The sequence below is a fragment of the Streptomyces guryensis genome (assembly GCF_021261325.1).
Lineage (GTDB): Bacteria > Actinomycetota > Actinomycetes > Streptomycetales > Streptomycetaceae > Streptomyces > Streptomyces guryensis.
In genome coordinates this window covers 32311-45431 of record NZ_JAJSBI010000045.1, presented here as the reverse complement: position 1 = coordinate 45431, position 13121 = coordinate 32311, and the positions used below count along the sequence as shown (strand labels likewise).

Below are 13121 nucleotides of genomic sequence, written 5' to 3'. Positions count from 1 at the left end.
ACAAGGCCATCGCGTCACCTCTCACTCAACGAGCTTCGCTACTCGGAGAGTTGCGCGATGGCCGCCCCATGACCAGGGGCTATGCAGAGATCGCTACTACACCACTCGGCGGGACACCATCGCGTGGGCGAGACGATGCCCACGGAGTCGGCGTTTCCAAGTCGGGCGCGGCACTCCGTGAGTCCTGCCTGTCCACGCGAGGCGCGACGGCGGTGACACGTGTGTCAGTGGCCGTTCAGCCCGGATCCACCGGCTTGATCTGGATGGACATCTGACGGTGTAGTGACGATCAGGTTCTGACTTCCGTGTGGTGTGCCGACGACCGGGTTCCCCAATAGTCGCCTGCCGACGACCCGAGGTCGCCCCGACGTGATCGGCGACGGTACTCCTTGCCTTGTCTCCGCTTGACGCCCAGCGCCTCCACCACGGCAGGGGTATGGGGTCTGACGGCACGTCAGGTGCGAGGCAGCGAACGGATCAAGTTCGAAAATCCAGCAAAGCCGGGGCAACAACCCAGCAAAGCCCATAGCTTCACGGTCGGTGGTGCCTGAGGGATGCCTGATAGTGGAGCGATGCGCGATACGGGGCAGGGGCTGGCGGAACGGCTGGCCGGATCGCACGAGGGGTGGTTGGACGGTGCGGCGCTGGTGGATGAGTTCCGGCGGGCGCTGGTGCTTGTGCCGCTGAGCGGTGAGGCGGTGTGGTCGGCGGACACCGGGGGTGTGAGGTGGCTGTATGCCTTCACCTGTGAGGAGTCGCTGAGGCGGTTCCTGGTCGCGCGGGGCATCGGACCAGATACGGAAGTGCCGTACATGAGGGTGTTCGGGGCCCGGTTGCTGGATGTGGCGGTTCCCGCGGTCGGCGTCCCCGCTGGGATCGCGGTGGACGTGGCCGGGCCGTGGCCGGGGCTGCTGCCGCCGGTGGCGGGGATCGTACCGCCGGCGGCGGTGGCGGCGTGAGCGAGGGTTACCAGGTCGATCCGGACGCGCTGAAGATGGCAGCGCAGGGCATCAACGAGGCGATCGGCGAGCTGAAGTCGCTGGGGATCGACGAGAGTGGCGACGTCGGCCGGGGCTTCTCGAACGTCGAGTTGACGGGCATGGAACTGGGCAATGCCGGGCTCCGAAGTGCCTTCGACGGGTTCTGCGAGCGGTGGTCGTGGGGCGTGCGCACGCTCGTACAGGACGGCAACGAGATCGCGCAGCGGCTGGGGCTGTCGGCCGGGCTGTACTACGACCAGGAGCAGTACGCGGAGAAGACGCTCAAGGACGTGGTCAACGCGGACATGGGCAATCCGCACCTCACGCAGGAGCAGGTGGAGGCCCAGTCCTGGGGCAAGACGCTGTCGGACAACTCGTTCAACGACTTCCGGCACGCGGACTATTCGGAGAAGTCGATGCAGGAGACGCTCCAGCACTCGGCGCAGACGTGGAAGGCCGAGGGCCGGGACATGATGGACGGTCCGATGGGCGTGCAGAAACACTTGGCGGACGCGACCGGATATGGCGCGGAGTACGACCAGGCGCAGGACGAGATGTTCGGCCCTGAGCAGAAGAGCCAGTAGTCGGGGACTGGGATGGGCATCGGGGACCTGCTGGGTGAGGCCTGGGACACGGGCAAGAAGGTGGTCGGCGAGACAGTCGACGGCTCGGCGCACGTGGCTGGGGCCGGGCTGGACATGGTGGGCCTGCATGGTGCGGCGAAGAAGGTCGACGGCTGGGGTGACAGCGCAGCCGACAGCCTCGGCGTGGAGATCCCGGAGAAGGAGCTGGGCGACACCGACGACCCCAAGGAACTGCTCCACGGAGATCCAGCGAGGATCCGCAAAGCCGCCGGTCATCTACGTAACTTCTACGGTGCGTTCGAGTCGACCGGGTCGGGGCTGCAGCGGCTGGACCACGACCACTGGCAGGGCGACGCGGCGGATGCGTTCCGTGCGAAGTTCACTCCGCACGCCAAGCAGTGGCTGACCGCCGCCGACGCCTGCCAGGAGGCCGCCGACGCGCTGGAGACATACGCGCACATGGTGCATTGGGCGCAGGGCCAGGCCAAGCAGTGCCTCGACAGGTACATGAAGGCCAGCGACGCCTACCAGCGAGCCCAGGCGGCGTACAACAACCAGGTTGCCGCATACAACGCGCAGGCCGCCACGTACGACCTGGCGGTGTCCGCCGGACTCGACCCGGGCTCGGCCCCCACTAAGCCGGGAACGTTCGACGGCGATCACTACGGGGTGGAGATGGCCCTGGCGGATTCGGATCTGCATCATGCTCGCGAGCAGCGTGACTCCGCGGCGCGAACCGCAGCCCAGGCGGTCGAGGCTGCCACGAACACGGCTCCGAAGGAGCCAAGTTTCACGTCTCGCCTGTTGGCAGACGGCGAGGACCTGACCACCGGATCCTCGCTCGCCGTTGGCCATGTCGTCGGCGGTGTCGTCAAGGGGGCCGCGGACATGCTGAAGTTCGCCCGCGGCCTGAACCCCATGGACCCGTACAACATGACCCACCCGGCGATGTGGCTGGACCAGGTCAACACCACGGCGGCCGGGCTCCTGCACGCCTCCAACCACCCCACCGAAATGGTCTCGGCAATGGTCGGCTCCGGGTGGGGCTCCGACCCGGGCGAGGCGTTCGGCAAGCTCATCACCAACGTCGCCTCCGGTGTGCTCACCGACGGCGCCAGCGCCGAGGCGTCGGTGGCCGAACGCGAGGTCGTCGGTGTGGCCGAGAACGCCGCCAAAGACGAAGCCGAGAACGTGGCGGAGCACGGAGCGGCTAACAGCGGGAGCGCGCTGCCTGATGGCTGGACCATTGATCCCACCACGGCGGACAAGGAAGCGCATCATGAGTGGGGGCATCTGGCCCAGTCGACGGACCATGTCTCAGCGAAGGCCATTCATTACGACGTCACGGATCCGGAGACACAGGCCAGGTTCCTGGACGATCAGTATCCGTGGCTCAAGGATGTCAACGGCAACCGTTACTGGGACAACGTACCCGGATACAACCAGAACTGCTCGAAGAACGTGGAGGCGATCGATGGGCGTCTGGACGGCCACGACTCTGTCGCGGAACCGCTGCACAAGCCGGCCTGGCCGAGCCAGGAGAAGCTTGGCAACCCGAACGCCGAATGGCAGCACAACACAAGCTACGATTCCATCATCGATGACATGGACAAACGGGGGGTCGGCTCCCGCGGTGTCGTCTACATATCCAGACCGGACGGGACCGCGCACGTCTTCAACGTGATTAACGACCGCAATGGAGTCGTTTTCCTGGACGGGCAGACCGGAAAGCTCGGCAGCCTTGAGAAGAACGTCACCGAAGTCCGTTATATGCCCTACAAGTAGTTTCCTTGAAGCATTGAGTCCTGTGGAAAGAGCGATCGGGTCCTGAGAATGACGAGAGACGAAGCCGTCGAGGCGGCCCGTGTCCACCTGCGGGAAATTTACGGAGAAGGTCCGCCGACCATCGTGATGCAACCGGAGCTCTCGGTCGAGCACGACATGGCGTGGGCCGTGCGATTCGACAGTCAGGAGCACCTCGACACCGGGGATATCACCCAGGCGCCGATGGTGCGGATGGTCGTAGTCTTCAAGGACGGGTCGTTCGTGGGGTTCCCTCCTTCCGCGTATACCACTGAGCAGTCGAAGACGTGGCTGGCCACGGGGCAGCGGCCCAGGAAGCCGTTCTGAGCCCATGAACGATCCGACATCGCAGGCTGAGGACTGGTTGCGGCGGACCTATCGCGGAATGGTAGAACTGTCCGGTTCCGGCCCGGTCGCCGAGAGGCCGCAGTCATGGGTCTTCGGTTGCCGTGCGCGGCCGGTGCCTGGCTACCCGGTCACCCCCATGTTGACCTCGCTGCTCGCCGTCCCCAAGTCCGGCAGCCTTCCGTTCCACCCTGCCACCGACGATCCCTGGGAGGATCTGGAGGCCTTCGACCGTGCTCCCGGGCCGCGCGATCCCGCCGCGCAGGCACTTCGCACCAACGCACGGGGCTGTCTGCTGGCCGCAAACGCCGCCTTGAACGGCGGCAGGGCCACGCCGTTGCCGTGGCTGCCGTTCCATGAGGCACCGGGCTGGTGGGACCGTATGATCCACTGGCACTTCCCCGCCGCCGAGGTGTCGGCCTGTGCGGGCTGGGACGAGGTGATCGCCGCGGTGCAGGAGCTGGGCCCGGGTACCCGTGGCGCTGTCTGGATCCGTCGTGAAGCCTACGGTGTCGAGGCGACAGGACACCTGGTCTACGCACACAACAAGGATGGTCAGGTGGTGCTTCTCGATCCACAGGCGGGTCGGCTGGCGCGTCTTGAGCCCACCGGGATCCGTCGACTGACCCTGGCCCGCTTCGCGGGTGGCGGCGGCAATGAAGCCGGGCCGGGGGCGCCTGTCTGGCACCGTCAGGCTCCTGATCTCGCGTCGGCGATCGGGAAGGCGGAGGATTGGCTTCTGGATGCATACAGGGGCGAAGTCGCCCTGGTTCAGCCCTCGCCCGCTGACGAACTCGCGCGCGGCTGGCTGTTCGCCTGCAACAGCAAGGCGTTCCTCGCCGGCGGGCGTCCAGCCGACGCAATGCTGGACGCCGCTCTGGTCGTACCCAAGGACGAGGGGGAACCGTTCGGGTTGCCCAACTCCGATCCATGGGGGTGGCTTGCGCGCTGGGACGGTGGTACCGAGCCGGGCGCCGAGGGCCTCGAACTCCCGCCGAAGCCGGGGCCGGTGAAGTGGATGCCGGAGACGATGGGCCGACTGGGGCCCGTGGTCTCCGTCACGGACCACACGGAATGGGCAACGGTCCTGGCCGAACTCGCCACCTCGCCCGAGGGAACTCGCGCGGTGGTCTGGGTCCGTCGCGGGGACCGCCGGGGCCGCGAGTCGGTCGGCTTGCTCGTCGTTGCTGCCCACACTCCCCAGGGCCTCGTGCTGATCGACGCCGCCCGTGATGTCCCTACGTCACCGGACAATATTGGGGTGCGCTCTCTGCACGTCCTCCGCTACCGCTGAGGGCCGGAGTCGGAGATGGCCTGCAGCCCACGCTCGAACGGGCGCGGGCTCAGCCGACCTGTTCGAAGCCCATCGACCACCGGCTGTCCGGCTGTGCGAACGCGGATCGGTTCCGCGCCCGGAAGTACTCCACGAGCTTGCGCATGTACGGGCCGTGGTCCAGCGGGCGTATCTACCCCGTGCCGATGCCGACATTGTCGTCCCGTCGAGCATCCGCAGGTTTCGCCACGCGCCCCGGCTGCCCCCGGAGTTCGTTGACGTGGTCGGGCTCCCCATGCTCCTCCTTCACCAGGAAGCGTGCGTCCGCGGTGTTGGTGGCATGGAGCGCGGCGCAGGCCACGGTGCGCGACCCGGAGGGGAGTGCTCCGCCAGACGCCTCCCTTGTCGCTTCTGATCACAGTTTCTGCACGGGAGCCCCATAGAAGTCAGTAAGGACTGCCTTGGCCGAGGTCATAGGGTGTTGCCTGAACATAAGGGGAGGGTAAGTCGGGCATGCGGGTGCCGCTCCATGAGCCTGCACGCATCGCCCATTGAGGCCCGGGTGAGCCACTCGGGCCTCAGCCACGTGTGGCCGGACCGCATCGTGCCCCTCATCCGCTCGAATGACCGCACGAGAGGTAGCCCATGTCCTATTCGACGCCACCAGGAGGGCCGGGGAACGCCGGCCCGTACGGGGCCCCGGTTCAGCAGCAAGGGTGGTATCCGCCACCGCCGCCACCGCCTGACAACTCCGGTGAGGGCAAAGGGCTGAAGCGCGTCGTCATCGGACTGCTGGTCCTGGCTGTGGTGGCCGTCTTCGCAGTCGGCGGGCTGGCTCTGTACAAGGCTGTCGGCGGGGGTTCGCTGCCCGGCGCCCAGGACGGCGGCGACGAGAAACAGCAGATCTTGAGCTCGGACGTGATCGACACCTTGCTCAACGGCCGTACCAATGCGTTGAAGAGCGGAAACGAAGACGAGTTCCTGAAGCCGTTCGTTGGCACGGCAAGGGACAAGCAGCGCAAGATCTTCGAGAATCTGCGGAGGGTTCCTTTCGCGGAGAGCAAGTACATGGTCCTCCAGCAGACCGGGGACGGCTCGGATGAGTACGGCTCAGATGTGAAACTCGCGCTGGATGTCGCCTTTGTTCATCAGATCAAGGGCGTTGACGTTCGACCGGTCTCCGAGTGGTATCGGTGGACAGTCGAGAAGCAGTCCGACTCGGCCGCCCCGCGCATCAGTGAGGTCGGGGGATCTCCGGGCGCGAGCGCCATGGCCAACGCGGTCTACTATCCCGCCCCTTGGGACCTCTACGACGACATGTACGTCAAGCGTCAGGCACACACGATCACGATCTCGGCCAAGAAGAACGCAGCTGATGCCGCTCGTTTCGCGCCCGTCGTCGAGCAGAGCGCCGAGAAGGACATCGAGCTGTGGGGATCGAAGGCGTCGTCGGTCCCCAACACCCCTGACGGCTTCCTCGTCGTACTTGAGCCGAACCGCAAGACGTACTCGAAGCTGTACAACAACGACGGTTCTGATGTGGGGTGGGATGCTGGGCAAAGCGTGCCCATGCCCGCCTTCAATGCCGGCAGCAGCGACAAGGATCGGCTTGAGTACGGCGGCGCGCGCATCAAGATGGATACGTCGGCGGGTCAGTTCACTTCATCCGCGTGGCGCAGAGGCGTCGGAGAGATCTCCCGGCATGAAATCGCGCACGCTCTTGTGCAGCCCCAGGACCCGGGTGCCTACGGCCAGGACGAGAAGACGAGCATTCGGGCGTGGGTTGTCGAGGGATTTGCCGACTACGTCTCCTATCGGTTCGACCCGACTCTGGGTGACCAGCAGGTACGTGCTGACATGGCAGGGGAGGAGTTCGACGGCACACTGCCCGGCCAGGACTTCTCGTCGGCGTACAACTCGGTCGGCGCGAACTACGCCCTCAGCTATCTGGCCAATCGTTTCATCGCGGAGAAGGGCGGCGAGGAAGCGCTCTTCGAGTTTGTCGTGGACCACTACAGGCATCCCACGAACCTCGATCAGCAGCTGCAGAAGGCAGTTGGCATGAACGAGAGCGAATTCCAGACCGCGTGGGCCCAGTACGTCAGGAGCAACATCCGATGAGCGCCAACGGCCCCGTGCCGGGTTCCGGTCCCTACGGGCAGCAGCCCCCTCCACCGCAACAGCCACCCGTGCCGCCTCAGCAGGGCTACCAATCGCCGCAGGGGTATGGCTATCCGCAACAGCCACCTGCGACACCGCCGGGACAGCCCGGTTACGGCTACCCGCAGCAGCCGTCCGCCACGCCACCGGGACAGCCCGGCTACGGCTATCCTCAACAGCCGGTGCCCCCGCAGTATCCGATGGCTCCCCAGCCGGGTTACGGCCATCCACAGCAGTACCCCGGAGCGCCTGTCCCGTCTGCCCGACCGCGGAAGAAGAAGACCGGGCTGATCGTGCTGCTCGTTGTCGCACTCGTCGTGCTCGGTGGAGCCGGAGGAGCCGCGTGGTACGTGTTGGCGAACTCTGCCACTGAGCCGCTGTGGAGCGTGCCGACGAACGCGGCGTGGTCCTTGAGCGAGCAGGAGGTGGACGGCACATGGTTCACCGACAAGTCTGTGATTCAGACCTTGTCCGATGGTGTGAAGGCCTACGACCGTGACACTGGCAAAAGGCTGTGGGCCACGCCGTTGCCCGGCGCGGGTAACCAGGCCTGCCTCGCCCCCTCCGTCTCTGATGGCGGGATCGGCGTCGTTGCTTATGGCGCCTCGGGCGCGGCGGGATCCCATGGCAAGTGCGACCACGTAGCGGCGTACGACCTCAACTCCGGCAAGGAATTGTGGCACCAGGGCTTCAAGGTGAAGGACGAGTTCAATTCCGGCACCAAGCTGGCGGTGGCGCGTACGGGCGAGACACTCGTCATCACCACTGACAGGGAGCAGGTGGCGCTGAAGGCAGCGGACGGCACCAGGGCCTGGGACGTGAAGAAGGTCGTGCCGAGCGACTGCGACACCGGCACATACACCGGCGGAAAGAACCTGGTCCGTACGACATCGTGCGTCAAGGGAGACGCTTTCACCGGGAAGCCGTGGACCGAGGTATCGCTCGTGGCCCCGGCCACCGGCAAAGCAGAGTGGACGAAGCGATTTGGCGAGGATGAAGCGGATATTGCGATTTCCACTTCCCCTCTCGTCATCAGTGGAGATGCGAAGGGTGTGTTCGCGCTCGATGAGAAGACCGGTGAGCGGCGCGGCAAGTTCCAGGGGATGGCGGACAAGTACCACGTCCTCCCGGAGGAGGACGGAAGCCCGATGCAACAGGTCGCAGGTGTCGGGAACATCCTCCTCATGGGGACGGCCAAGCAGGGAAGCACCAAGGGAGAAGCGAAGACGCTGGTTGCCTATGACCTGGACAGTGGAAAGGAACTGTGGAACGCACCGGCTTCCAACACACTTGAGTACATCCCGCTCAGGGGCACAGGAAGCAAGCGTCTGTTGGCGTACGTCACCGACGGTGCGAATAAGCCGAAGCTCGTGGAGTTCAACCCCAAGGACGGCGCGATGACGACAGTCGTCGAGTATCCGGAAGAGGTGCACACGCACATGGGCGGCAGTGAGAGGCCGTTCTGGCACAACGGTGTGCTCTACGTCAGCTCAGTCGGCGCCAGCGTCAACGGCGATTCCTACGCCCTCGTGGCGTTGCCCACGGCCGCTTCGTAGGCACCGGCGCGGCGGCGGCGGTGCAGACCGCGATTGGTCGGCCTCGCCGCCGCGCGCCGTGGCGATCCAGCGGGAAACTGGCCGAAGCCCGACCCGTTCAGCCCGCACAGCGACTCCGGCCCCGCCTACGACAACTTCGCAGCCGCCTGGCAGTCCGAGGCGAAGACCTTGGAAGCCGCGCTGCACGAGTTCGCGGACAAGGTCGGCATCTCCCAGCGGAAGTACGAGAGCGCCGACCATGAAACCATCCTCGCGCTGCACTCCGCGGGTGCGGGCGTCGGCCTGACAACCATGCCCGCACCGGCCGCTGCCCACCCGGGGACGACCACTGGCCTTACCCCGGGCACGCCTCCTCCGAGCCTCGCCGACTTCGACTGACGGACCGGCACCCGCCACATAGCTCGACACACCGGCGACCGTGCGCACCCGGCCGGCGTGTGTGCTTCCACCTGACACCTGACACCTGACACCTGACACCTGACACCTGAGCAAGACACCTGAGCAAGGACAACGGGGCTCTCACCACATGGCCGACGCAGGCGAATCCACCACCGACCGCAAAGAAAGGCAAGAACGAGGTCCTGGCGGCCATCGGCAAGCTCCTCGGTGTCTCAGCGCCGGTCGGTTCCCCGAGCACCCTGGACGCCATCGCCCAGCGCTACAAGAGCCAGGCCGACGATGGCGCGGACGTACAGCAACGGGTCGAGAAGGTCGCCGCGGCAGGGCTTCCGTCGGTGTGGGTGGGCAGCACCGGAGCCAAGGCGGCCGAGGTGGTGACGGCGGCCGGCCGTTCCTCCGAGCAGATGGCCGAGGCGTTCCGTAAGGCGTCCAAGGCCCTCTACGACCTCTGTGACGCACTCACCTCCGCCCAGTCCAAGGACGGCGACGGCCGCGAGCAGCTGCGGAAGGCCCGCACGATGCTCGGTGGCGAGGACGGCTTCTTCGACGACATGGTCGAGACGGACGACGAGGAAGCCGACCGCAAGCGGGCCCAGGACATCGCGGGAACGGGGGCCAACTACCTCTACGCCGCTGCGCAGGAGGCGGACGACGCGGCCCGGGCGGCGGCGCGGGAGCTGAACAAGTACGCGGCCGAGGCCCGTGCCGGGCACATGCACACCGACAACATGTCCGCCGCCGACCGCCTCGTCCTCGCCGACGTCGGCGTGTTCGGGGGCCCGCAGGAGGAGAACGAACTCCTCACCGCCGACGACCTCGAGCGTTCCGGCCGTTTCATGGAGAAGATGAACGCGCAGGACGAGGCCCGATTCGAGCGGATGCTCGCGGATGCCAAGACGCCGCAGGAGCGGGCGTATCTGGTCAAGGCGCTGGCGGCGGGCTACGACGTGGACCAGGTCGGCCAGTTCCGCGACACGATCCACGGCAAGGACCCGTACTGGCTTCAGCAGCACCTCAGCCCGATCGTCACGGCCGGTGACAGCAAGGGGGACGAGGGGCTCAATCCGGACGGGTCGAACCGGAACACCGACTACCAGTGGTTCGGCGACCAGAAGTGGTCCCAGGAGGGCAACACCTGTGTGCCGTCGAGCACCGTGACCGCCCGCGCCATGGTCGATCCCCTCTACGCGCTGGAGTTGACCGGCGGGCCGTCCGGGCAGGAGAACGACCCCGACGCCTTCCGCCACCGTCTCCACGACGAACAACTGCGCCTGAACGAGGAGGGCGACGGCGACTACCTGCACTGGTGGTCCGACGTTCCGGACGGAATGGACAGCGACGGGCAGAACGAGATCGCCAACGACGAGATCAGCCCCCACACCGGCAGCAAGTACGAGTACCAGCAGGTTCGCGGTGCGGACGAGCGCCGTGACGTGCTGCCGGACATCGAGAAGTCCGTTGCCGAGGGCAAACCCGTCCCCTTCGAAGTGGAGGGGCACGAGAAGGACGGCGGCCGGGTCGGACACCAGATGATGATCATCGGCCAGGAGGGCGACATGCTGCAGATCTACAACCCGTGGGGCCAAACGACCTGGGTCGGCGAGGACGACTTCGTCAACGGCCACATGGACAAGGCCTCCGACTCCCGCATGCCCGACGCGTACGCCGTCCACCTGCCCGCCGACCGATAGCCGACCGCCAAGTGAGCGTCATGAGCAGCGCCCTGCGCCGACTCGCCCTTCCCGCCCTGCTGATGACCGTGCTCGCGGGCTGCGGCAGCACCGGGCCGGACACCTACGAGCTGGGTGAGAAGCACATACAGGTGGATGCGGGGGAGGAGTTCAGGCTGTCCGTTCCGGTCGACACCGCGACGGGGGAGTGGTGGTACCTGACATCGCCGAAGCCCGACGCTGACGTCGTCCGGAGGACGGGCAAACAGGAGGAGATCAAGGCCGACGACGACGCCGTCGGCGGTGGAAGTGGAACGGACTTCTTCGGCTTCACGGCCGTCGGTCCGGGCACGACGAGGATCCGGCTCATCCAGTGTCCGCGCGGTGCCTGCGCCGGCGGCGGCGATGCCGGCGGTCCCGTCACCCCGTCTCCTGTCCCAAGCGGCAGCCCCACCCCCGACAAGAAGTACCGAGCCACCATCCACACCTACACCGTCACCGTGAGGAAGCCATGACCTCCGCGCCGCAGACGTCGCCCCCCGGCCGGACCGACGACGAGCTGGCGCAGTCGGACATCCCGGCGATGCTGCGGTACGGCCTCTCCTTTGCCGGACCGGACCGCACCGCCCTCTTCGGCGACGGCGCGGTGGGCGCCGCCGTTCTGCTGGACCGGCTCGGCATCCAGCCGCGGGCGGTGGCCTTCCTCGCCAAGGTGGTACGCAGCGGGGGTGTCCGGTACGCGGCCGAGCTGCGCGAGCCGGTGCCGGGCGAGCAAGCGGTGGCCATAGTGCGTGCGTGGCTGGAGTCCGCGGCCACCGCCGCCGACGGGATCGACGGGGAGGAGGAGACCGCCCGCTGGCTGGAGGCCGTCGCCGAACTGCTCACCCTCCGGCACGTCCACCGCTCTCGGGTGTCGAGCCCCAGCGCTTCTGGCCCTCGACCCGGTAGGTGGCCTCGCCGTCGTGGACGTAGCCGGTCAGCCGGTACTGGAAGAGGTTGAGCGCGTAGTACCACTCCGTAGGCCATCAAGGAGTGGACTTCAGCCGATCGACGAACGGCCCGGCACCGCCAGTCTCCCCGCATGACGACAGGCGCCGGGCCCCACGTCACGTGAAGAACACCACCAACAGGCTGACCACCAGGCCGAGTACGCCCACCCCGACCGTCACCAGGGTGGCGCGGAACAGGCGCCGGCTCTCCCCCTGTCCGTAGGGGAAGCCGGTGATGGCGCAGAAGAGTCCGACGGCCAGGGCGATCAGGGCGCCGAACCCCCACGCACAGCCGACGGCGATGGCGCGGGCCCAGCCGTGGTCCTGGAGGTAGGAGGTGTCGCTGGTCTGACGGGCCTTCATGACGTGGCCCCGCGTGTACAGGGCGTCGCTCCTGAGCTCGGCGTTGAGGTCCTTGACGGTGCCGTCGTCGGAGGTGAAGGTGCCGTAGCACCACCTGGTCCTGGTCTTCTTCCGCGAACTCGAACTGCTCGACGAACTGCGGTACTTGTACTCGACGGTGCAGGTCTGGACGGTGAGCCTGCCCGGTGTGGACGTGGCGTAGGTGTAGGGGCCCAGGTAGGCGCCGAGGGCCAGGAGGACGAGTCCCACGAGGATCAGTCCTGCGCCGATGAGACGGCCACGGCTCGCCCGGTCTCCCGCTGCGGCGGCGTTCGGCGCGGCGTTCCCTTGTACTTGTGTCATTGGGGGTTCCTCAGGGGGGATACGGGCGGCTGTTACAGGGCGAGTGCGCAGACGAGTGCCGCCAGGGCGCCCAGGCCGAATACGCCACCGAGGACGGGGCCGGTGACCTTTGTCGCCGGCAGGCGCTGCCAGGAGTCCGAGAGGGCGGGGCCGTTGCGGGCGCCGAATCCGGTGAGAAGGCAGAAGATGCCGAAAGCCATCAGTGAGAGGCAGAGCGCGAGAATCGCGGCGTCTTTTCCTGGGGCCCGGTCCTCGGGCAGTTCGAAGGTGTCGTCCGCTTGTACGACAGGGATTTTCGCGCCGGTCTCGAAACGCGATGACGTGTTCACCGCGACGTCTTGGTAACTGGACTTGCCGTTCTCTGCGGTCCAGTTACCGGTGCAGCTGAACTCAAGCTGTGTCGTACGCCTGTGCGTGCCGTAGTGGGTCCTCGTGTGTGTTTCGCATGAAGAAACCGTGAGGGTTCCCTTGGTGCCGTCGCCTGCAAGTTCGCTGCGCAGTTCCGGAATGGTGACCACGGCGACGGCCGCGGCCACGAGGAGCAGCCCCAGACCGACGAGTCTGCCCACCCAAAGGCTGCCTGCGCTGCCGTAACTCGACTGTGTTGTCACCACTGTTGGTCGTCCCCCGGGGAAACTTGACGATCTTGACTGACGG

The 13121-nt window shown here is 66.6% G+C and carries 13 protein-coding genes; 11 read left to right on the top strand and 2 right to left on the bottom strand.

The window, feature by feature from the left end:
* The first annotated feature begins 572 nt into the window (after window positions 1-572).
* The 11 genes from LJ657_RS45825 (at window position 573) to LJ657_RS45770 (ending at window position 11770) form a co-directional block, all read left to right on the top strand.
* Entirely contained in the window at window positions 573-959 is a 387-nt protein-coding gene (locus LJ657_RS45825; RefSeq protein ID WP_232655661.1) for an SseB family protein, read from the top strand.
* A complete protein-coding gene (locus LJ657_RS45820; RefSeq protein ID WP_232655660.1) occupies window positions 956-1564 on the top strand; it encodes a hypothetical protein in 609 nt (202 codons plus the stop codon). The genes LJ657_RS45825 and LJ657_RS45820 overlap by 4 nt, the downstream gene beginning before the upstream one ends.
* Before the next feature lie 12 nt (window positions 1565-1576).
* A complete protein-coding gene (locus LJ657_RS45815; RefSeq protein ID WP_232655659.1) occupies window positions 1577-3349 on the top strand; it encodes a putative T7SS-secreted protein in 1773 nt (590 codons plus the stop codon).
* Between the two features lie 48 nt (window positions 3350-3397).
* Window positions 3398-3694, top strand: coding sequence for a YrhB domain-containing protein (locus tag LJ657_RS45810; protein WP_232655658.1), 297 nt, complete (start codon window positions 3398-3400; stop codon window positions 3692-3694).
* 4 nt (window positions 3695-3698) lie between these two features.
* Window positions 3699-5006 carry a YrhB domain-containing protein gene (locus LJ657_RS45805; RefSeq protein ID WP_232655657.1) on the top strand — a complete coding sequence of 436 codons (1308 nt, stop codon included), beginning with the start codon at window positions 3699-3701 and terminating at the stop codon, window positions 5004-5006.
* Between the two features lie 624 nt (window positions 5007-5630).
* Entirely contained in the window at window positions 5631-7106 is a 1476-nt protein-coding gene (locus LJ657_RS45800; RefSeq protein WP_232655656.1) for a hypothetical protein, read from the top strand.
* Window positions 7103-8701 carry an outer membrane protein assembly factor BamB family protein gene (locus tag LJ657_RS45790; RefSeq protein WP_269787695.1) on the top strand — a complete coding sequence of 533 codons (1599 nt, stop codon included), beginning with the start codon at window positions 7103-7105 and terminating at the stop codon, window positions 8699-8701. Before LJ657_RS45800 ends, LJ657_RS45790 begins: the two co-directional genes overlap by 4 nt.
* Window positions 8702-8734: 33 nt before the next feature.
* Entirely contained in the window at window positions 8735-9079 is a 345-nt protein-coding gene (locus LJ657_RS45785; protein ID WP_232655655.1) for a hypothetical protein, read from the top strand.
* A gap of 362 nt (window positions 9080-9441) precedes the next feature.
* Complete coding sequence (locus LJ657_RS45780) at window positions 9442-10791, top strand: peptidoglycan-binding protein (protein WP_232655654.1); 1350 nt, start codon at window positions 9442-9444, stop codon at window positions 10789-10791.
* Between the two features lie 20 nt (window positions 10792-10811).
* Window positions 10812-11285: a protease inhibitor I42 family protein gene (locus LJ657_RS45775; protein ID WP_232655653.1), complete on the top strand. Its 474-nt coding sequence runs from the start codon at window positions 10812-10814 to the stop codon at window positions 11283-11285.
* Complete coding sequence (locus tag LJ657_RS45770; protein WP_232655652.1) at window positions 11282-11770, top strand: hypothetical protein; 489 nt, start codon at window positions 11282-11284, stop codon at window positions 11768-11770. Before LJ657_RS45775 ends, LJ657_RS45770 begins: the two co-directional genes overlap by 4 nt.
* Before the next feature lie 106 nt (window positions 11771-11876).
* On the opposite strand, the gene LJ657_RS45765 is transcribed toward LJ657_RS45770, so the two are convergent.
* Together LJ657_RS45765 and LJ657_RS45760 are read right to left on the bottom strand one after the other, a co-directional pair.
* Window positions 11877-12464 (bottom strand): hypothetical protein, encoded by a 588-nt coding sequence (locus tag LJ657_RS45765; RefSeq protein WP_232655651.1) that lies wholly within the window; start codon window positions 12462-12464, stop codon window positions 11877-11879.
* 32 nt (window positions 12465-12496) lie between these two features.
* Window positions 12497-13000: a hypothetical protein gene (locus LJ657_RS45760; RefSeq protein WP_232655650.1), complete on the bottom strand. Its 504-nt coding sequence runs from the start codon at window positions 12998-13000 to the stop codon at window positions 12497-12499.
* Window positions 13001-13121 lie beyond the last annotated feature (121 nt).

Excerpts from the sequence above, each read along its gene's own strand:
- LJ657_RS45805 (WP_232655657.1), top strand. The coding sequence starts at position 3,699 with ATGAACGATCCGACATCGCAGGCTGAGGACTGGTTGCGGCGGACCTAT.
- LJ657_RS45810 (WP_232655658.1), top strand. The coding sequence starts at position 3,398 with ATGACGAGAGACGAAGCCGTCGAGGCGGCCCGTGTCCACCTGCGGGAA.
- LJ657_RS45790 (WP_269787695.1), top strand. The coding sequence starts at position 7,103 with ATGAGCGCCAACGGCCCCGTGCCGGGTTCCGGTCCCTACGGGCAGCAG.
- LJ657_RS45815 (WP_232655659.1), top strand. The coding sequence starts at position 1,577 with ATGGGCATCGGGGACCTGCTGGGTGAGGCCTGGGACACGGGCAAGAAG.
- LJ657_RS45775 (WP_232655653.1), top strand. The coding sequence starts at position 10,812 with ATGAGCAGCGCCCTGCGCCGACTCGCCCTTCCCGCCCTGCTGATGACC.
- LJ657_RS45770 (WP_232655652.1), top strand. The coding sequence starts at position 11,282 with ATGACCTCCGCGCCGCAGACGTCGCCCCCCGGCCGGACCGACGACGAG.
- LJ657_RS45825 (WP_232655661.1), top strand. The coding sequence starts at position 573 with ATGCGCGATACGGGGCAGGGGCTGGCGGAACGGCTGGCCGGATCGCAC.
- LJ657_RS45800 (WP_232655656.1), top strand. The coding sequence starts at position 5,631 with ATGTCCTATTCGACGCCACCAGGAGGGCCGGGGAACGCCGGCCCGTAC.
- LJ657_RS45765 (WP_232655651.1), bottom strand. The coding sequence starts at position 12,464 with ATGACACAAGTACAAGGGAACGCCGCGCCGAACGCCGCCGCAGCGGGA.